Below are 20486 nucleotides of genomic sequence, written 5' to 3'. Positions count from 1 at the left end.
CGCTGGTGGGGAGATCATTTGCGTCATTGGCTGCTCCGGTCGTGGCCTGGAAAGCAGTCGGCTGCGGGTACCCGTGGTGGGCACCCGCAGCCGCCCCGCTTTTACAGGTACTGACCGGTGTTCGCCACCGTGTCGATGGAGCGTCCGGTGTCCGCGCCCTGCTTTCCGGTGATGAGGGTGCGGATGTAGACGATCCGCTCGCCCTTCTTTCCGGAGATCCGGGCCCAGTCGTCCGGGTTGGTGGTGTTGGGGAGGTCCTCGTTCTCCTTGAACTCGTCCACGCAGGCCTGGAGGAGGTGGGAGACGCGGAGGCCCTTCTGGCTCTTTTCGAGGAAGTCCTTGATCGCCATTTTCTTGGCGCGGCCGACGATGTTCTCGATCATGGCGCCGGAGTTGAAGTCCTTGAAGTAGAGGACTTCCTTGTCTCCGTTGGCGTAGGTGACTTCCAGGAAGCGGTTCTCCTCGGATTCGGCGTACATGTGCTCGACCGCCGTCTGGATCATGCTCTGGACGGTGGTGGCCTTGTCGCCGCCGTGTTCGCCGAGGTCGTCCGCGTGGAGCGGGAGGCGCTCGGTGAGGTACTTGCCGAAGATGTCCTTGGCGGCTTCGGCGTCGGGGCGCTCGATCTTGATCTTCACGTCGAGGCGGCCGGGGCGCAGGATGGCCGGGTCGATCATGTCCTCGCGGTTGGAGGCGCCGATGACGACCACGTTCTGCAGGCCTTCGACGCCGTCGATCTCGGCGAGGAGCTGCGGGACGATGGTGTTCTCGACGTCGGAGCTGACGCCGGAGCCGCGGGTGCGGAAGAGCGATTCCATCTCGTCGAAGAAGACGATGACGGGGGTGCCCTCGCTGGCCTTCTCGCGGGCACGCTGGAAGACGAGGCGGATCTGCCGCTCGGTCTCGCCGACGTACTTGTTGAGCAGCTCGGGGCCCTTGATGTTGAGGAAGAAGCTCTTGCCGGCGGCCTGGCCGGTGACCTCGGCGACCTTCTTGGCGAGTGAGTTCGCGACGGCCTTGGCGATGAGGGTCTTGCCGCAGCCGGGGGGGCCGTAGAGCAGGACGCCCTTGGGCGGGCGGAGCTCGTGCTCCTTGAAGAGGTCGGGGTAGAGGTAGGGCAGCTCGACGGCGTCGCGGATGGCTTCGATCTGGTTGCCCAGGCCGCCGATCTGCTCGTAGCCGATGTCGGGGACTTCTTCGAGGACCAGTTCCTCGACCTCGCTCTTGGGCACGACCTCGTAGACGTAGCCGGAGCGGGGTTCGAGGAGGAGGGCGTCGCCGGCGCGGATGGTGGTGCCGAGCAGGGGCTCGGCGAGGCGGACGACCCGTTCCTCGTCGGTGTGGCCCAGTACCAGGGCGCGCTCGCCGTCCTCGAGGATCTCCTTGAGGGTGACGATGTCGCCGACGCTCTCGAACTCCATGGCTTCGACCACGTTGAGCGCTTCGTTGAGCATGACTTCCTGGCCGCGCCGCAGGTCGTCGAGGTCGACGCTGGGGCTGACGTTCACGCGGAGTTTGCGGCCTCCGGTGAAGATGTCGGCGGTGCCGTCCTCGTTGGCCTGCAGGAAGACACCGAAGCCGGCCGGCGGCTGAGCGAGTCGGTCGACCTCCTCCTTGAGGGCCACGATCTGGTCGCGGGCCTCGCGGAGGGTGTTGGCCAGTCGTTCGTTCTGGGCGGACACGCCGGCCAGGTTGGTCTGCAGCTCGACGATCCGCTCTTCGAGAATCCTCGTGTGGCGCGGAGAGTCGGCGAGCTTGCGGCGCAGGACGGCGATCTCCTGCTCAAGGTAGGCGATCTGCCCGGCCGGGTCGTCGGACCCTCGTCCCGGGCGGATGCCGCGGTTCATGTCGTCGTCGTGGGCTGCCACGGTCCTCACCTCCTCCAAGGGGAGCTGGACGCTTCCAGACCCTACCTGGGTGGGTGTCGATTGAAACCCCTAGATCACAAAGACTGTCAAGGTGTGTCGTCGGTCACCCGGTGCACACTCCCTCGCACGGAGGGGATACCCACTCAACGTGAGGGGAAAGCAGGTTGTTCCATGCATGGCGGGGTCGAATCCCTTCGTGGCTGACCGGAGTTGTCCGCTGGTGGCCGTTGGGCCGCTCTGCGGGCAGCACTCGGGACGCTCGTACGATCATCACGCAGAGCGACGGTATCGGCGGGCGGGGTCACCGTCGGGGTGGCCTGAAGTGTTCGGTCCGGCCGCCGGGGGGCCTGTGTCCCGGTCCGGCGCTGGTACCCGAGCGGGCGGGGCCGGAAACCCTGGGCCGGTGCGGCGGGGCCGTTGGGCGGGCGGAGGTAGGGTCGGGGGTGTTCAACAGCCGCTGGAGCGGACCCGGCTGGCCCTCGGGGTGCCGGGACGGTCCGGCGAACCGAGGGCAGGAGAGATGACCGTGCAGCAGGAGGCCGCGGGCGGCGAGGCGCTGGAGGTCTGGATCGACCAGGATCTGTGTACCGGCGACGGGATCTGCGCCCAGTACGCCCCGGAGGTGTTCGAGCTGGACATCGACGGGCTGGCCTATGTGAAGGGTGCGGACGAGGAGCTGCTGCAGGCTCCGGGGGCGTCGGTGCCGGTGCCGTTGCCGCTGCTGGCGGACGTGGTGGACTCGGCGAGGGAGTGTCCCGGCGAGTGCATCCATGTGCGCCGGGTTTCGGACAGGGTAGAGGTGTACGGGCCCGACGCGGAGTGAGTCCGGTTCAGACGCTGTGGGCCCCGGCCGGGGTGGAGCGGAGGAAGGCGTTGCCGTTCCATCGCCACTTGGCCGGGGTTTTCACGTCGGGGCAGCAACTGGGCACGGTGTCCGAGGAGTAACCGAGCAGGGTGGCGGAGACGGCCTGTGCGCGGAGGGCGAAGTCGGTGACCGTGAGCCGTTCCCGGGGCTCGACGAGGGTGGCGACGACGCGGGGGGTGTCGCTGTCCGCGGCGCGGGTGAGGACGTAGACGCCATCGGGCGGGGTGCCCATGGGGGCGTCGCAGTGGACGACCGCGACGGTTTCCGGCCTGCCGTCGCCGTCCAGGTCTCCGGTGGCCTTCTTCGCGACGACGGCCTTGACGGGTCCGCAGGCGAGGGGGAATTTCACGCCGGTCGTGCTGGGCGGGGCGGCGGCCGCGGGGGCGGTCCTGCCGGTGGTGCCGGGGCCGGACTGGGCGGCGGTGGCCGATCCCGGCTGGACGACGGAGGAGAGGGCGACGACGCCTGCGACGGCTGTGGCGGTGGCGACCCAGTGGATGGGCCGGGTCCGGGTGTGGGCCAGTTCCGGAACGGCGGATTGCTGCACGAGGAGTGTCTCCTGTGAGGGCTGTGCCGGTGGGATGGGCTGCATGGTGCCACACGTCACAGTGCGGGGGAACGGCGGGGTCCGGGATTGTCGCAGGCGAGGGGCCCACGCCGATGGGGGCCGGGGCCGGGGTCCGGTCGGCGGGCAGCGGGCAGCGCCGACGCGTCGAGGCCGGTGCTCGGACCGGTGCCGGTGCTGGTGCTGGTGCTGGTGCTGGTGCTGTGTCAACGGAGGGGCGCCGTGGCCGGGTTCCCGTGGATCGGTGGGAACTCTGCCACGGCGCCCTTGCGTTGTCCGTGCGGGGGGCCGGTCAGCGGCCGGCGCCGCCGTCGGCGTTGGGGCCGGCGTAGTCCTCGCCGTAGGCGCCCTTGGCGGGGCGGCGGCGGCGCATGGGCGGCTCGACGCCGTCCGCGAGGCGGCGGGCGGTGAGCAGGAAGCCGGTGTGGCCGATCATCCGGTGGTCCGGGCGGACGGCCAGGCCCTCGATGTGCCAGTTGCGGATCATGGTCTCCCAGGCGGTCGGCTCGTTGAAGCAGCCGATCTCCCGGATGGACTCCACGGTCCGGGCGAGCTGGGTGGTGGTGGCGACGTAGCAGCACAGGATGCCGCCGGGGACGAGTGCCTTGGAGACGGCCTCCAGGCATTCCCAGGGGGCGAGCATGTCGAGGATGACGCGGTCGACGTCGGTGTCGGACAGGTTGTCCTGGAGGTCGCCGACGGTGAGCTGCCAGGCGGGGTGCGGGCCGCCGAAGTAGCGCTCGACGTTCTGCTTGGCGATCTCCGCGAAGTCCTCGCGGCGCTCGTAGCTGTGCAGCATGCCCTGGTCGCCGATGGCCCGCAGCAGGAAGCTGCTGAGCGAGCCGGAGCCGACGCCGGCCTCCACGACGCGGGCGCCGGGGAAGATGTCGGCGAAGGCGAGGATCTGCCCCGCGTCCTTCGGGTAGACGACGGCTGCCCCGCGGGGCATGGACAGGACGTAGTCGGGGAGCAGGGGGCGCAGCGCGAGGTAGGCGACGTTGCCGGTGGTGCGGACAACGCTGCCCTCGGGAGCGCCGATCAGTTCGTCGTGCGGGAAGGAACCCTTGTGGGTGTGGAAGTTCTTCCCTGCTTCGAGCGTGAACGTGTAGTGGCGGCCCTTGGGGTCGGTCAGCTGTACCTGGTCCCCGACCTTGAAGGGCCCGCGACGGCGGGCGGCACCGGTCGGTTCGGACATGTGACCAGCCTACCGGTTCCCTGCCGGGGCCTTGACCGACGGCAGGCGCGGGGTCAGGCCGGCCGTGCCATCGCCTTGACGAAGGCCCGCTCGACGTCCGCGGCGGACAGGACGCCGTAGATCTCGCCGGTCTGCTCGACCACGAGGTATTCGGTGGCCGGGGTGGCGCGCAGGACGTCCAGCAGTTCCTCTCCGGCCAGCTCGGCGGAGACGCGCATGCCGTCGGTCAGCTCCTGGGCGAGGCCGCTGACGGCCACCCAGGGGCGGCGGTGCTCGGGTACGCCGACGATGGCGGCCTCGCGGACGAGGGAGAGCGGGTTGCCGTCGGCGTCGACGACGACGAGGGCGCGGGCCCCGGCGGCGTTGGCGCGGCGCAGGGCCTCGGAGAGGGGGGTGTCGTTCTCGACCGGTACGGCGCGCCGGGTGAGGGTGCGGGCGCGCAGTTCGGGGAGGTGTTCGCGCAGTCGTGCCATGCGCAGGCTGTTGCCGGCGCCGGTCCAGATGATCGCGGCGAGGATGGCGGCGAGCAGGGCGTCGGTGACGGTGTCCATGCCGCCGGTGTCCTCGCCGCTGCCGCCGAGGGCGCCGGACTGGTTGAGCAGGGGCAGGCCGACCAGGACGGCGACGGCGAGGGCGCGGCCGACCCAGGCGGCGGCGATGGTGCCGGTCATCGGCTTGCCGCTGATCTTCCAGACGACGGCGCGGAGCATGCGGCCGCCGTCGAGGGGGAGGCCGGGGAGGAGGTTGAAGATCGCCACGATGAGGTTGGAGACCATCAGGCCGGCCAGCAGGACGCCGGGTACGGTGCCGGGCTCCACGGGTTTCATGGCGAGGTAGAACAGGCCGGCGAGGACGAGGGAGAGCAGGGGGCCGACGAAGGCCAGCACGAACTCCCGGCCGGGGGTCTCGGCCTCCTTCTCGATCTCGGAGACGCCGCCGAAGAACTGGAGCTGGATGCGGCGGACCGGGAGTGCGAAGCGGATCGCGGCGAGGGTGTGGGCCAGCTCGTGGACCAGGACGGAGGCGTAGAAGGCGACCGCGAAGAAGAGGGAGACCAGGTAGCGGGCGGCGCCCAGTTCGGGCAGGACGCGGTCGAGCTGGCCGCCGAAGACCCAGGTGATCAGGGCGGCGACGAGGAACCAGCTGGGTGCGACGTAGACGGGTACGCCGAAGGGGCGGCCCATGAGGATGCCGCCGCCGGGTTCCTTGGGGCGCGGCTCGGGCGGTTCGCCCTTGGCGATGCCGGAGTGGGCGAGGCTGCGGTGGTCGGGGGCGCCGTCCGTGCCGGTGCCGGTGGGGCGGGTTCCGGTGGGGGTGCCGCCGGTGCCGGTTTCGGTGGTGTCGGTTCCGGTGCCGTTCGCGGTGGTGTCGGTTCCGGTGCCGTTCGCGGTGGTGTCGGTTCCGGTGCCGTTCCCGGTGGTGCCGTTCCCGGTGGGGGTGCCGGTGGTGTCGGGGGACGGTTTCGCCGGCGGGGGGCCGGCTTCTTCGCGGGGTCCTCGGTCGGGCTCGGGGCCGGGGTGGTCGGTGGGTCCGGTCGCCGGGACCGTTGGGTCGGCGGAGTGCTCGGCCGGCTCGTCGTTGCCGGACCGCGGCTGCCCGCTCCCGCCGCTCACGTCCACGGTGTCCCCTCGTTCGAAGCGTCTTCCGCACCTGCCGGGCGGAAGGGTCTCTGGTCGATGGTATGCGGCCTTGGTGGCACGTTTCGCCCCGGCACCCCTTGTGTTTGCCCCGTGGTCGGGTGGTCGACGCGGGCGGCGGGCTGGGTCACTGTCGGTGGCGGGCCGTAAGGTCTGTGGACATGGACAGCAGCATCGACGAGGCAGCGGCCCTGCCGGGCGGCGCCGACCAGCCGCCCCCGGCCGCCGCACCCCGGCCGCCGGGCCCCACGATGCCCGCGCCCCTGGAGCAGGCCGGCGAGGCGGAGCCGCCCGTGCCCCCGGCGCGGCCCGCGGAACCGGTCCCGGACGTCGCCGGACCGGCCGGACCGGCCGGAGGGAGCGGCGAGCCGCCCCTGGCCGAGGAGTCCGCGGTGGCCGTTCCCGCCGGGCGGGGTGTCAGTGCGCCGACCTCGCTGTCACCCTCGCGAGCCAGTGACTTCATGCAGTGCCCGTTGCTGTACCGGTTCCGGGTGATCGACCGGCTGCCGGAGAAGCCGAGCCCGGCGGCGACGCGGGGCACGCTGGTGCACGCCGTGCTGGAGCGGCTGTTCGACGCGCCGGCCGGGGAGCGGACCGCTCCGCGGGCGAAGGCGCTGATCCCCGGGCAGTGGGACCGGCTCAGGGAGAGCAGGCCGGAGGTGACCGAGCTGTTCGCGGACGATCCGGACGGGGAGCGGCTGGCCGGGTGGCTCGCGGAGGCGGAGCGGCTCGTGGAGCGCTGGTTCACGCTGGAGGATCCGACGCGGCTGGAGCCGGCCGAGCGTGAGCTGTTCGTGGAGGCGGAGCTGGAGTCGGGGCTGCGGCTGCGCGGGATCATCGACCGGGTGGACGTGGCGCCGACGGGCGAGGTGCGGATCGTCGACTACAAGACGGGCAAGGCGCCCCGCCCGGAGTACGCCGAGGGCGCGCTGTTCCAGATGAAGTTCTACGCCCTGGTGGTGTGGCGGCTGAAGCGGGTGGTTCCGCGCCGGCTGCAGCTGGTCTATCTGGGCAGCGGGGACGTCCTGACGTACGACCCGGTGCCGGCCGATCTGGAGCGGGTGGAGCGGAAGCTGCACGCGCTGTGGGAGGCCATCAGGCAGGCCACTCAGACGGGGAACTGGCGGCCCCGGCCGACGAAGTTGTGCGGCTGGTGCGACCACCGGGCGCACTGCCCGGAGTTCGGCGGTACTCCCCCGCCCTACCCGCTGCCGGTGACGGCGGTGGAGCCCGGGACCGGGTGAACCGGAGATCCGGGGCAGGGCAGAATGGGGCGGGACTAGCGAAGGAGTGTCACGTGGCCATCCGCGTCCTACTGGTCGACGACCAGCCGCTGCTGCGTACGGGTTTCCGGATGATCCTGGAGGCCGAGCAGGACCTCGCGGTCGTCGGCGAGGCCGGTGACGGCCTCCAGGCCCTGGACCAGGTGCGAGCGCTGCAGCCGGATGTCGTGCTGATGGACATCCGGATGCCGCGGATGGACGGTGTGGAGGCCACCCGGCAGATCACCGGGCCCGGCCGGGACGGTCCGGCCAAGGTGCTGGTGCTGACGACGTTCGACCTGGACGAGTACGTGGTGGAGGCGCTGCGTGCCGGGGCCAGTGGTTTCCTGCTGAAGGACGCGCCGGCCAATGAGCTGGTGCAGGCGATCCGGGTGGTGGCGGCGGGCGAGGCCATGCTGGCGCCGAGCATCACGCGGCGGCTCCTGGACAAGTACGCCACGCATCTGCCGTCGGGTGAGGAGCCGGTGCCGGACACCCTGCACACCCTCACCGACCGTGAGGTGGAGGTGCTGAAGCTGGTGGCACGCGGGCTGTCCAACGCGGAGATCGCGGCGGATCTGTTCGTCAGCGAGACGACGGTGAAGACGCATGTGGGGCATGTGCTCACCAAGCTGGGACTCAGGGACCGGGTGCAGGCCGCGGTGTACGCGTACGAGAGCGGTCTGGTGCGTCCCGGCGCGCAGTAGGCGGTACGGCCGGGCAGTGCGGCTGGGCGGTACGGCCGGGCGGTTCGTCGCGATGGCGAAGGGCGCCCCTCCCCCGCGGGAAGGGCGCCCTCTGTTGTGTACCTGGGGTCAGCTCTTGCTGATCTCCCAGAAGCGGAACACGGTGGAGGCGTCCAGGCAGTACTCCAGGCCGTAGACGCCGTCGCGGACGACGGCGTACTGCTTGGCCTGCCAGACCGGCAGGACGGGCAGCTCGTCGGCCACGATGTCCTGGAGCCTGCCGAAGTCCTTGTCGGTCGCCGTGCGGTCGCTCTGTGCGGCGGTGTCGGGGATGAGGGACTTGGTGATGGTGTTGTTGTTGTAGTTGTTGTTCAGGACGTTGCCCTTGCCGAAGAAGGGCGCGGTGAAGTTGTCGGCGTCCGGGTAGTCCGGCACCCAGCCCTTCACGTAGACGCCGTACTTGCCGGCGGCGATGTCCTTCTCGTACTGGTCGTAGGCGACGGACTGGACGTCGGCCTCGAACAGGCCGCTGGCGTTGAGCTGGCCGGCGATGGCCTTCAGCTCCTGGTCGGTGGCGGGGCCGTAGCGGGACGGCGTGGACCACAGGGTGAGCTTGACCTTGCCCGTGATGCCGTCGGCGCGGAGTGCGGCGGCGGCCTTGTCCCGGGAGGGGCGGGCGCCGTAGGTGTCGAAGAACGCGGTGTTGTGGCCCGTGACGCCCGCGGGGATGATCGAGTACAGCGGGGTGGCGGTGCCCCGGTAGACGTCGTGGATGAGGGCGTCGCGGTCGATGAGGTAGGCCATGGCCTTGCGGACGCCGGACTTGCCGGCCACCGGGTCCTTCATGTTGAAGACCAGGTGCTGGACCTCTGCGCTGCTGCCGTCGATGACGTCGACACCGTTGTTGTCGGCCTGCTGGTCGAGGGCGGCGATGTCGGCGGCGGACAGGCCTCGGTAGGCGATGTCGATGCCGCCGTCGAGGAGGGCCTTGCGCAGGGCGGTCCGGTCGCCGTGGAAGAACTTGAGGGTGACTCCGGAGTTCTTGGGCTTGGCCTCGCCCCGGTAGTTGTCGTTGACCGAGAAGACGGCCTGGTCCTTGTCGAAGGAGTCCAGCTTGTAGGGGCCGGAGCCGACGGCCTGGTGGTCGGTGCGCAGGCCGTTCGCGTCGTACTGGCGGTGGTCCACGATGGAGCCGGCGCCGGAGGCGATCTTGCTGGGGAAGGTGGCGTCGGGCACCTTCAGGTGGAAGATCGCGGTCTTGGCGTCCGGTGTCTCGACCTTGTCGAGCATCGGGAACATGATCGCGGGGCCGGCCGGGTCGTTGATCCTCAGCATGCGGTCGAAGGAGAACTTCACGTCCGCGGAGGTGAGGGCGTCACCGTTGCTGAACTTCAGGCCGTCCTTCAGTTCGCACTTGTAGACCATGGCCCGGGTGTCGGTGAAGAGGCACTGTCTGGCGAGGTCGGGCCGGGGTTCGGTCGCGCCCTTGGGGAAGCTGAGCAGCGACTGGAAGACGTTGTTGAACAACAGCCAGGAGCCGGGGTCATAGCCGGATGCCGGGTCCGTGGCGAGGACGTCGTCGGACATCCCCATCACCACGGAGGAGCCGGTGCCCCCGGAGTCACCGGTCTCGGAGCCGCAGCCGGTCAACAGGCCGGAGGCCAGTCCCGCCACGATGGGCAGAACTGGCCACTGGTTGCGCATGTTCACTTGAATGTGTGCCTTGTCGTCGGTTCGTCAGCCCGGGGCCGCCGTCCCTGGCCCCGGGCACCGGGGCCGCTTCGTGCCCGGCCCCGGCGGCGGAGAGCCGTCAGCCGCTCACACCGCGGCCCAGCTCCCACAGCTGAAGCGTCGAGGAGGAGTTCAGGGCGTAGGCCACGCCCGTGATGTCGTCCCGTGCGGCGACGTACTGCTTGCCCTGCCACAGCGGCAGGATCGGGACGTCCTCGGCGACGATGTCCTGGATCTCCGTCAGGCTCTTGGAGGCGCCGAGCCGGTCGGCCTCGCGGCGGGACTGCGGGATCAGGGTGCGCTGGATGGTGCCGTTGTTGTACGGCGATCCGAGGAAGTTGTTCTTGTCGAGGAACGGCGCGAGGAAGTTGTCGGCGTCCGGGAAGTCGGGGAACCAGCCCATGCCGTAGACGTCGTACTCGCCCTTGCGCTCGGCGGGCCGGAAGGTGGCCCAGGGGTGGCCCTCGATGGAGACGTCGAACAGGCCGCTGTCGTTAAGCTGCTTCTGCAGGATCTGGAACTCCTGCTTGGTGGCCGAGCCGTAGTGGTCGGTGGTGTAGTGCAGGGTGAGCTTCACCGGGGTGGTGATGCCGGCCTTGCCGAGCAGGCTCTTGGCCTTGTCGACGCTGGGGTTGCCGTACTTGTTGAAGAACGCGTTGGAGTGGCCGGTGACGGTGGCCGGGACCATCGAGTACAGCGGCTCGGCCTGGGTGCCGTAGACCTTGGAGACCAGTTCGCCGCGGTTGATGAGCTGGGCCATCGCCTGGCGTACGGCCTTGGACTTGACGCTGGTGGCGTCGGTGTTGAAGGCCAGGTAGCGGATCTCCAGGCCCGGCATGTCGACCAGGTCGGCGTTCTTGTCGCTGCCGGCGTCCAGCTTCTGGATCTGCGCGGGCGACATGGTGCGGGTCATGACGTCGATGTCGCCCTTGTCGATGGCGGCGCTCATGGCGTCGGCGTCGTTGAAGGAGCGCAGCTCGACCTTGTCGTTGTTCACCTTCATGCTGCCCTCGTAGGAGGGGTTCTTGGTGAAGGTGGCGCTGACGATCGCGTCGTTCTTGACGTCGGCCTTGAAGGTGTACGGGCCGGAGCCGTCGATCTCGAAGCCGTCGCGGAGCTTGTCCTTCTGGTAGTCCTTCGGGTTGACGATGCCCGCGACCGGAGTGGACAGCTTGTACGGGAAGGTGGCGTCGGCGGTCTTCAGGTGGAAGACGACCTCGCGGTCGCCCTGCGTCTCGATGGTGTCGATGGTGTTCAGCAGGGCGGAGACACCGCTGTCGGAGTTGATGCGCAGCGCACGCTCGATGGAGTACTTGACGTCCTGGGCGGTCACCGCGTCGCCGCTGGCGAACTTCAGGCCCTCACGCAGCTTGCAGGCGTAGCGCTCGCTGCCGCTGTCGGTGAAGGAGCAGCTCTCGGCGGCCTCGGGGACGGGGTCGCCCTCACCCTTGGGCTGGGCCATCAGGGTCTGCACGGACTGGCGCAGGATGTTCCAGGTGCCGACGTCGTAGGCGTAGGCCGGGTCGAGGGGCGCGGGGGCGTCCTTGGTGGCCGTGAACTGGTCCGTGGTACCGACGACGATGGCGTCACCGCTCTTGCTCCCGCTGCCGGATCCGCCGCACGCGGCGAGAACCGGGGTGAGCAGGCCGGCCACCGCCGGCAGCACCAAAGTCTTGCGGTTCATGCGGGAGTTTCTCCAGAGCTGTTCGGGTCCGTGTATCCGGCATGCAGGGGTGGTGCGGCGGATCACAGGGGTTCTCGGCGATGTTCTCGCGATGAGATTAGTCCGCGCCCGCAGCCCGCCTCGCAGCCGCGTGAGCTGACCCCCCATCACGCAGTGGAACCGGCTGCGGACGCACCGAAAACCCGACAGCGGCATGATTAGTGCAGCGTCCCACCAATCGGGACACAACGTGCCGCCGTTTCCGCCTGTTCGGCACGGGTCAGCACACTTGGCCACCGTTGTCGAGCCGCTCCGGCGTGGGGAACGTCACACTTCCAACTGTGCGGCCGGTCAGCAGAATTCGGCCGCGCGGTCCCCCGGCAATTCCACTCGGGGGTACTTCCCCGGAAATATGTCCGGCACGGTGATTCGACTTTGCACGCTGGGTGAACAGTCAGCGCATTTCCGTCATCAGGCTCCGGAGAAATGGCAGGTCGACCTCTTCCAGCGAGGTGACGACGGTGCGCCCGGCGGCGGGGGTGATGGGGGCGACGGAGGGTACGGCGACGACCCGGCAGCCGGCTGCCTCGGCGGCGGCGACGCCGGTCGCGGTGTCCTCGACGACGGCGCATCTGGCCGGATCCGCACCTAGGCCCGCGGCCGCGAGCAGGTACGGGTCGGGGAAGGGCTTGGTGCGGGAGACCTCGTCGCCGGCGATGGAGAGGGCGAAGTGGTGCGGGCCGAGCACGGACAGCACCCGGTCGATGATGCGCCGGTGGGAGGCGGAGACCAGGGCGGTCGGGGTCTCGGACTCGTGCAGCTCGGCGAGGAGCCGGGCGGCGCCCGGCATCAGCGGCAGGGCCCGGCCGATGCGGTCCTCGAAGCCCTCGTTGAGGAGCACGGTGAGTTCGGCGAGGGTGATGTCGGCGCCGGTCGCCTCGATGAGGAAGCCGGCGCTGCGGGTCATGGGGCCGCCGACCACGACGTGCCGCCAGGTCTCGTCCAGGGTGTGCCCGAGGGAGGCGAAGACCTCCACCTCGACGTCCCACCAGAACCCCTCGGTGTCGACGAGGGTGCCGTCCATGTCGAGGAGCACCGCCTGCAGGGCGGAGCCTTCGGCCGTTCTGGTTCCGAGCGCGGGGACCGTACTGGTCATCCGGGCGCACCTCCTTGAGGGACGGCCAGGCCGGCTCCCCGGCGGGGAACCGGCCTGCAGTGGACCGACCAGTATACGACTCACCCGATCAGGATGCCGGGTGAGACACGCCTCACCGTGCGTTGAAGTACTTGGCCTCGGGGTGGTGGATCACGATGGCGTCCGTGGACTGCTCGGGGTGCAGCTGGAACTCCTCGGACAGGTGGACGCCGATCCGCTCGGGCTTCAGCAGCCCGGCGATCTTGGCGCGGTCCTCCAGGTCGGGGCAGGCGCCGTAGCCGAGGGAGAAGCGGGCGCCGCGGTACTTCAGGTCGAACATGTCCTCGATGTCGGCGGGGTCCTCGCCGGCGAAGCCGAGTTCGGCGCGGACGCGCGCGTGCCAGTACTCGGCCAGGGCCTCGGCCAACTGGACGGACAGGCCGTGCAGTTCGAGGTAGTCGCGGTAGGCGTTGGCCTCGAAGAGCTTGGCGGTCTCCTCGCCGATGCGGGAGCCGACGGTGACGACCTGGAGGCCGACGACGTCGGTCTCGCCGGACTCCTCCGGGCGGAAGAAGTCGGCCAGGCACAGGCGCCGGCCGCGGCGCTGGCGCGGGAAGGTGAAGCGGGTGCGCTCGTTGCCCTGCTCGTCCAGGATGATCAGGTCGTCGTCCTTGGAGACGCAGGGGAAGTAGCCGTAGACGACGGCCGCTTCGAGGAGGTTGTCGGTCTGGAGCCGGTCGAGCAGGCCGCGCAGCCGGGGCCGGCCCTCGGTCTCGACGAGCTCCTCGTAGGTCGGACCCTCGCCGGTGCGGGCCTGCTTCAGTCCCCACTGGCCCTTGAACAGGGCGCCCTCGTCCAGCCAGCTCGCGTACTCCTTGAGCTGGATGCCCTTGACGACGCGGGTGTCCCAGAAGGGTGGGGTGGGCACGGGGTTGTCGGTGGCGACGTCGGAGCGGACGTGGCCCTCCTCGGGCCGCTCCTCGACCTGGACGGCGGTGGTCGCGCGGACCCGGCGCTGGCGCAGCTCGGGCAGCTTCGCCCCGGGCACGCCCCGCTTGACGCCGATCAGGGCGTCCATGAGGTGCAGGCCCTCGAAGGCGTCGCGGGCGTAGCGGACCTCGCCCTGGTAGATCTCGTGCAGGTCCTGTTCGACGTAGGCGCGGGTGAGGGCGGCGCCGCCGAGGATGACCGGGAAGCGGGCGGCGAGGCCGCGCTGGTTCAGCTCCTCCAGGTTCTCCTTCATGATCACCGTGGACTTCACCAGCAGTCCGGACATGCCGATCACGTCGGCCCGGTGCTCCTCGGCGGCCTCCAGGATGGCGGAGACCGGCTGCTTGATGCCCAGGTTGACGACGTTGTAGCCGTTGTTGGACAGGATGATGTCGACGAGGTTCTTGCCGATGTCGTGGACGTCGCCGCGCACGGTGGCGAGCACGATCGTGCCCTTGCCCTCGGCGTCCGACTTCTCCATGTGCGGCTCGAGGTAGGCGACGGCGGCCTTCATGACCTCGGCGGACTGCAGGACGAACGGCAGCTGCATCTGGCCGGAGCCGAACAGCTCGCCGACGACCTTCATGCCGTCGAGCAGGGTCTCGTTGACGATGTCCAGGGCGGACCGCTCGGCCAGCGCGAGGTCCAGGTCGGCTTCCAGGCCGTTGCGCTCGCCGTCGATGATCCGGCGCTTGAGCCGCTCCTCCAGGGGCAGCGCGGCCAGCTCCTCGGCCTTGCCGGCCTTGAGGGACTTGGCCGTGGCGCCCTCGAAGAGCTGCATGAGCTTCTGGAGGGGGTCGTAGCCCTCGCTGCGGCGGTCGTAGACCAGGTCGAGGGCGGTCTGCACCTCTTCCTCGCTGAACCGGGCGATCGGCAGGATCTTGGAGGCGTGGACGATCGCGGAGTCCAGGCCGGCCTTGACGCACTCGTCCAGGAAGACCGAGTTCAGCAGGATGCGGGCGGCCGGGTTGAGGCCGAAGGAGATGTTCGACAGGCCCAGCGTGGTCTGCACGGCCGGGTGCCGCTTCTTCAGCTCGCGGATGGCCTCGATGGTGGCGATGCCGTCCTTGCGGGACTCCTCCTGACCGGTGCAGATGGTGAAGGTCAGGGTGTCGATGAGGATGTCCTCCTCGTGGATGCCCCAGTTCCCGGTGAGGTCGGCGATCAGCCGTTCGGCGATCTCGACCTTCTTCTCCGGGGTGCGGGCCTGGCCCTCCTCGTCGATGGTCAGCGCGATCAGGGCGGCGCCGTGCTCGCGCGCCAGCCGGGTGACCTTCGCGAACCGGGAGTCGGGGCCGTCGCCGTCCTCGTAGTTCACGGAGTTGATCACCGCGCGGCCGCCGAGCTTCTCCAGGCCCGCCTGGATGACGTCGACCTCGGTGGAGTCCAGCACGATCGGCAGGGTGGAGGCGGTGGCGAAGCGGCCGGCCAGTTCCTCCATGTCGGCCACGCCGTCCCGGCCGACGTAGTCCACGCACAGGTCGAGCATGTGCGCGCCCTCGCGGATCTGCTCGCGGGCCATCTCCACGCAGTCGTCCCAGCGGCCCTCCAGCATGGCCTCGCGGAACTTCTTGGAGCCGTTGGCGTTGGTGCGCTCGCCGATGGCCAGGTAGGAGGTGTCCTGCCGGAACGGGACCGACTGGTAGAGGGAGGCGGCGCCCGGCTCGGGGCGGGGGGCGCGCTCGGTGGGGGCGAGGTCGTGGACGCGTTCCACGACCTGGCGCAGGTGTTCGGGGGTGGTGCCGCAGCAGCCGCCGACGAGGGAGAGGCCGTAGTCCCGGACGAAGTTCTCCTGGGCGTCGGCCAGGCCCTCGGGGCCGAGGGGGAAGTGGGCGCCGTCCTTGGTGAGGACGGGCAGGCCGGCGTTGGGCATGCACAGCAGCGGGATGCGGGAGTGCCGGGTGAGGTAGCGCAGGTGCTCGCTCATCTCGGCGGGGCCGGTGGAGCAGTTCAGGCCGATCATGTCGATGCCGAGCGGTTCCAGCGCGGTGAGCGCGGCGCCGATCTCGGAGCCGAGCAGCATGGTGCCGGTGGTCTCGAAGGCCATCGAGACCAGCAGGGGGACGTCGCTGCCGAGGCGTTCCATGGCGCGCCGGGCGCCGAGGACGGATGCCTTGGTCTGCAGCAGGTCCTGGGTCGTCTCGACGATCAGGGCGTCGGCGCCGCCGGTGAGCAGGCCCTCGGCGTTGGCCTGGAAGCCGTCACGGAGGGTGGTGAACCCGATGTGGCCGAGGGTGGGCAGCTTGGTGCCGGGGCCGATGGAGCCGAGGACCCAGCGGGTGCGGCCGTCCCGGGCGGAGTAGGCGTCGGCCGTCTCGCGGGCGATGCGGGCGCCGGCCTCGGACAGCTCGTACACGCGGTCGGCGATGTCGTACTCCGCCATGGCCGCGTGGTTGGCCCCGAAGGTGTTGGTCTCGACGCAGTCGACGCCCACGGAGAAGTACGCCTCGTGGACGGAGCGGACGATGTCGGGGCGGGTGAGGTTGAGGATCTCGTTGCACCCTTCGAGGTTCTGGAAGTCCTCGAGGGTGGGCTCCTGTGCCTGGAGCATCGTGCCCATGGCTCCGTCGGCGACCACCACGCGGGTGGCGAGCGCCTCTCGGAGCGCGGACACACGGGTCCGGCTGTCGGCGGAAGGGGACGTAGGCGACGAGGCCATGTAGGGGCTCCCTGTGGTGCGACGGCTGTCGGCTATGCGGCTTCCCGGGCAGGCCGGAGTTGCCGCACGGCGCCAGAGTAACCGGGAGTCGGCTTGGATGGGCACATCCGTCCACGAGACGGACGCGGGTGACCCTGATACGACGCTCGGGTCGCCCGTGATGTAACAGGTGCCGTCCGACCATTAGCGGGACGTCGGCATGGACCGGTAGTGTTCGACATTGCCGAACGGTGGTTTGCGTACCGGGGCAGGTCGAGGGACGGAGGCAGAACGGCGATGGCACGGAACATCCAGTCGCTCGAACGGGCGGCGGCGATGCTGCGGCTGCTCGGGGGCGGCGAGCGACGGCTCGGCCTCTCGGACATCGCCTCGTCGCTGGGTCTCGCCAAGGGCACCGCCCACGGGATCCTGCGCACCCTCCAGCAGGAGGGCTTCGTGGAGCAGGACGACGCCTCCGGCCGCTACCAGCTGGGCGCGGAGCTGCTGCGGCTCGGCACCACCTATCTCGACGTGCACGAACTGCGCGCGCGGGCCCTGGTGTGGGCCGACGACCTGGCCCGGTCCAGCGGGGAGAGCGTGTACCTGGGCGTCCTGCACCAGCAGGGCGTGCTGATCGTGCACCACGTCTTCCGGCCGGACGACAGCCGGCAGGTGCTGGAGATCGGGGCCATGCAGCCGCTGCACTCGACGGCCCTGGGCAAGGTGCTCTCGGCGTACGACCCGGTGGCGCACAGCGAGGCGCTGGAGACGGACCGGAAGGCCTTCACGGACCGCACGGTGTGCGATCCCGACGCCTTCGAGCACCTCCTGGACATCACACGCGCGCGTGGGTACGCGGCGGACGTGGAGGAGACCTGGGAGGGCGTGGCGTCGATAGCGGCGCCCATCCACGACCGGCGCCGGATGCCCGTGGGTGCCGTCGGCATCACGGGGGCGGTGGAGCGGCTGTGCCGGGACGGCGAGCTGCGCCCGGAGCTGATCGCGGCGGTGCGGGACTGCGCCCGCGCGGTCTCCCGGGACCTGGGCGCCGGGCGGTTCTGAACCGGCGGCCCGAAGCGGGGGACAACCCACGGCCCGACATGAGGGGCGACCCGCGACCCGAAGCAGGGGACGACCGCGACCCGAAGCGGGGGACAACCCACGGCCCGCCACGAGGGACGACCCGCGACCCGGAGCAGGGAACGACCCACGGCCCGAAGCGGGGGACAACCCACGGCCCGCCACGAGGGACGACCCGCGACCCGGAGCAGGGAACGACCCACGGCCCGAAGCGGGGGACGACCCGCGACCCGGAGCAGGGGACGACCGCGACCCGACACAAGGGACGACCCACGGCCCGACACAAGGGACGACCCACGGCCCGAAGCGGGGGACAGCCCCGGCCCGAAGCGGGGGACAGCCCCGGCCCGGAGTCGGGGACGGGCTGCGGCCGGAACGGGCGACGACCGGGGAGCGAGGACACGGAACGGCCGGGACGCCAGGCGGCGTTCCGGCCCTCGCCCTACCCTGAAAGCGACAAACAGGGCTAGATCGTTCGTCCGGACGCGAAGGCCGATGACCTGCGGTGATGATCGATAACCCCTATCGATCAGTAACGATCCTGTTTTCGATAACAGAACTCTTGACGCACGCGTAACGCCGAACAAGACTCCCGTCCATCGGTCGGCATTGTCGAACACCTACCGGCAATACGCGCTAGAGTGTGACAACGCCAAGGGCCGGCATCGCTCTCACCCCCGAGGGCGCCAGAACCCCCGGTGGGACCCGGGGTTCGGCTACCCCTGGACGAAGGACAAAGGAGTCGCGGGTGTCCAGCTCCGACATCTTCATCGGCGAGACCATCGGTACCGCCATACTCATCCTGCTCGGCGGCGGCGTCTGTGCCGCTGTCACGCTGAAGGCCTCCAAGGCCCGTAACGCCGGTTGGCTCGCCATCGCCTTCGGGTGGGGCTTCGCCGTCATGACGGCCGTGTACATCTCCGGACCGCTGTCCGGTGCCCATCTCAACCCGGCCGTCACCGTCGCCCTGGCCATCAAGGACAGCGACTGGAGCAACGTTCCGATCTACTTCGCCGGCCAGCTGCTCGGCGCGATGATCGGCGCGGCCCTGGTCTGGGTCGCCTACTACGGCCAGTTCCAGGCGCACCTGACCGACCACGAGATCGTGGGCGGCCCCGGTGCGCAGGCCACCTCCGCCAAGGCGGTCGAGGCCCAGGAGAAGGGGGCCGGCCCCGTCCTCGGCGTCTTCTCCACCGGCCCGGAGATCCGGAACGTGGTGCAGAACCTCGCCACCGAGATCATCGGCACCGTGGTGCTGATCCTCGCGGTCCTCACGCAGGGCCTGAACGACAAGGGCAACGGCCTCGGCATCCTCGGGGGTCTGATCACCGCGTTCGTGGTGGTGTCGATCGGTCTCTCGCTCGGCGGCCCGACGGGCTACGCGATCAACCCGGCCCGTGACCTGGGCCCGCGCATCGTGCACGCCCTGCTGCCGCTGCCCAACAAGGGTGGCTCCGACTGGGCTTACGCCTGGATCCCGGTGGTCGGTCCGCTGATCGGCGCCGCGATCGCCGCAGGCCTCTACAACGTCGCCTTCGCCTGAGAAGCCTGCGGACAGCACCGAGTCTTCGAGCACGCGCCGTACGTACAGCCCCCTCACCACGGACCTTTCAGGAGCACACAGTGACCGACGCCCACACCGCAGGCCCCTTCATCGCGGCGATCGACCAGGGCACGACCTCCTCGCGCTGCATCGTCTTCGACCGGGACGGCCGGATCGTCTCCGTCGACCAGAAGGAGCACGAGCAGATCTTCCCGAAGCCGGGCTGGGTCGAGCACAACGCCAACGAGATCTGGACCAACGTCCAGGAAGTCGTCGCCGGAGCCATCGAGAAGGCCGGCATCACCCGTGACGACATCAAGGCCATCGGCATCACCAACCAGCGCGAGACCACCGTGCTGTGGGACAAGAACACCGGTGAGCCCGTCCACAACGCCATCGTCTGGCAGGACACCCGCACCGACGCGCTCTGCCGGGAGCTGGGCCGCAACGTCGGCCAGGACCGCTTCCGCCGGGAGACCGGCCTGCCGCTCGCGTCCTACTTCGCCGGGCCCAAGGCCCGCTGGCTGCTCGACAACGTCGAGGGGCTGAAGGAGCGCGCCGAGGCCGGCGACATCCTCTTCGGCACCATGGACACCTGGGTCATCTGGAACCTGACCGGCGGTGTCAACGGCGGCAAGCACGTCACCGACGTGACCAACGCCTCCCGTACCCTTCTCATGAACCTGCACACGACGCAGTGGGACGAGAAGATCGCCGAATCCATCGGCGTGCCGCTGCAGATCCTCCCCGAGATCCGGTCCTCCGCCGAGGTCTACGGCGAGGTCACCGGCGGCAAGCTGGGCGACCTGCTCGGCGGCATCCCGGTCGCCTCCGCGCTCGGCGACCAGCAGGCGGCCCTGTTCGGCCAGACCTGCTTCTCCGAGGGCGAGACCAAGTCGACCTACGGCACCGGCACCTTCATGGTGATGAACACCGGCTCGAAGATCATCAACTCCTACGCCGGTCTGCTCACCACCGTCGGCTACAAGATCGGCGACCAGCCGACCGTGTACGCCCTGGAGGGCTCCATCGCCGTCACCGGCTCGCTGGTGCAGTGGATGCGCGACCAGATGGGCCTGATCTCCACCGCCGCCGAGATCGAGACGCTCGCGCTCTCGGTCGAGGACAACGGCGGAGCCTACTTCGTGCCGGCCTTCTCCGGTCTGTTCGCCCCGCACTGGCGCTCCGACGCCCGCGGTGTGATCGCCGGTCTGACCCGGTACGTCACCAAGGCGCACCTCGCGCGCGCCGTCCTCGAGGCCACCGCCTGGCAGACGCGGGAGATCGCCGACGCCATGGTCAAGGACTCCGGCGACGAGCTGGTGACCCTCAAGGTCGACGGCGGCATGACCGCCAACAACCTGCTGATGCAGACCCTCGCCGACGTCCTGGACGCACCCGTGGTGCGCCCGATGGTCGCCGAGACCACCTGCCTCGGCGCCGCCTACGCCGCCGGTCTCGCCGTCGGCTTCTGGTCCAGCACCGACGATCTGCGCGCCAACTGGCGCCGGGCCGCCGAGTGGACCCCCCGCATGGACGCGGAGACCCGCGACCGTGAGTACAAGAACTGGCTCAAGGCCGTCGACCGGACCATGGGCTGGATCGAGGACGAGAGCTGAGCGGCCGTA

14 protein-coding genes are annotated in these 20486 nt (G+C 70.0%); 6 read left to right on the top strand and 8 right to left on the bottom strand.

All coding sequences use genetic code 11. The features are described from left to right. Positions 1–101 precede the first annotated feature (101 nt). Entirely contained in the window at positions 102–1868 is a 1767-nt protein-coding gene (arc, locus tag IEZ20_RS19030; protein WP_189300184.1) for a proteasome ATPase, read from the bottom strand. Between the two features lie 520 nt (positions 1869–2388). Between arc and IEZ20_RS19025 the strand changes: the two genes are divergently transcribed. Further along, positions 2389–2691, top strand: coding sequence for a ferredoxin (locus tag IEZ20_RS19025; RefSeq protein WP_189300182.1), 303 nt, complete (start codon positions 2389–2391; stop codon positions 2689–2691). 7 nt (positions 2692–2698) lie between these two features. On the opposite strand, the gene IEZ20_RS19020 is transcribed toward IEZ20_RS19025, so the two are convergent. The 3 genes from IEZ20_RS19020 to IEZ20_RS19010 form a co-directional block, all read right to left on the bottom strand. Then, positions 2699–3280, bottom strand: a complete 582-nt coding sequence (locus IEZ20_RS19020; protein WP_189300180.1) for a hypothetical protein — start codon at positions 3278–3280, stop codon at positions 2699–2701. A gap of 310 nt (positions 3281–3590) precedes the next feature. Further along, positions 3591–4493, bottom strand: a complete 903-nt coding sequence (locus IEZ20_RS19015) for a tRNA (adenine-N1)-methyltransferase (protein WP_030608343.1) — start codon at positions 4491–4493, stop codon at positions 3591–3593. Positions 4494–4546: 53 nt separating this feature from the next. Further along, on the bottom strand, positions 4547–6112 hold the full coding sequence (locus IEZ20_RS19010) for a site-2 protease family protein (protein ID WP_189300178.1): 1566 nt from the start codon (positions 6110–6112) through the stop codon (positions 4547–4549). Between the two features lie 269 nt (positions 6113–6381). On the opposite strand from IEZ20_RS19010, the gene IEZ20_RS19005 reads away from it, so the two are divergent. Both IEZ20_RS19005 and IEZ20_RS19000 read left to right on the top strand, forming a co-directional pair. Further along, a complete protein-coding gene (locus IEZ20_RS19005; RefSeq protein WP_373303949.1) occupies positions 6382–7374 on the top strand; it encodes a RecB family exonuclease in 993 nt (330 codons plus the stop codon). A gap of 53 nt (positions 7375–7427) precedes the next feature. After that, positions 7428–8099, top strand: coding sequence for a response regulator (locus IEZ20_RS19000; protein ID WP_010045368.1), 672 nt, complete (start codon positions 7428–7430; stop codon positions 8097–8099). A gap of 108 nt (positions 8100–8207) precedes the next feature. Here the strand turns inward: IEZ20_RS19000 and IEZ20_RS18995 are convergent, their stop codons facing one another. The 4 genes from IEZ20_RS18995 to metH form a co-directional block, all read right to left on the bottom strand. Continuing rightward, positions 8208–9788 carry an ABC transporter substrate-binding protein gene (locus IEZ20_RS18995; protein WP_189300174.1) on the bottom strand — a complete coding sequence of 527 codons (1581 nt, stop codon included), beginning with the start codon at positions 9786–9788 and terminating at the stop codon, positions 8208–8210. A gap of 100 nt (positions 9789–9888) precedes the next feature. Beyond that, positions 9889–11493, bottom strand: a complete 1605-nt coding sequence (locus IEZ20_RS18990) for an ABC transporter substrate-binding protein (protein ID WP_189300171.1) — start codon at positions 11491–11493, stop codon at positions 9889–9891. A gap of 433 nt (positions 11494–11926) precedes the next feature. Continuing rightward, a complete protein-coding gene (locus tag IEZ20_RS18985; protein ID WP_189300169.1) occupies positions 11927–12628 on the bottom strand; it encodes an HAD family hydrolase in 702 nt (233 codons plus the stop codon). Positions 12629–12740: 112 nt separating this feature from the next. Next, positions 12741–16256 carry a methionine synthase gene (metH, locus tag IEZ20_RS18980; RefSeq protein WP_189300167.1) on the bottom strand — a complete coding sequence of 1172 codons (3516 nt, stop codon included), beginning with the start codon at positions 16254–16256 and terminating at the stop codon, positions 12741–12743. A 276-nt stretch (positions 16257–16532) separates the two neighbouring features. Here metH and IEZ20_RS18975 point away from each other — a divergent pair, with 276 nt between their 5' ends. From IEZ20_RS18975 to glpK, 3 genes are all read left to right on the top strand, one after another. After that, positions 16533–17297: an IclR family transcriptional regulator gene (locus tag IEZ20_RS18975; RefSeq protein WP_189300165.1), complete on the top strand. Its 765-nt coding sequence runs from the start codon at positions 16533–16535 to the stop codon at positions 17295–17297. A gap of 766 nt (positions 17298–18063) precedes the next feature. After that, the gene (locus IEZ20_RS18970; protein WP_189300161.1) at positions 18064–18858 is read left to right on the top strand and encodes an MIP/aquaporin family protein; all 795 of its coding nucleotides are present in this window, start codon (positions 18064–18066) and stop codon (positions 18856–18858) included. Between the two features lie 80 nt (positions 18859–18938). After that, positions 18939–20477: a glycerol kinase GlpK gene (glpK, locus tag IEZ20_RS18965; protein WP_189300159.1), complete on the top strand. Its 1539-nt coding sequence runs from the start codon at positions 18939–18941 to the stop codon at positions 20475–20477. The last annotated feature ends 9 nt before the right edge of the window (positions 20478–20486 follow it).

Origin of the sequence: Streptomyces cinerochromogenes, assembly GCF_014648635.1 — a bacterium.
Taxonomy (GTDB): Bacteria; Actinomycetota; Actinomycetes; order Streptomycetales; family Streptomycetaceae; genus Streptomyces; species Streptomyces cinerochromogenes.
The sequence above is the reverse complement of the archived record's forward strand: the minus strand, read 5'-3'. Positions and strand labels throughout refer to the sequence as shown.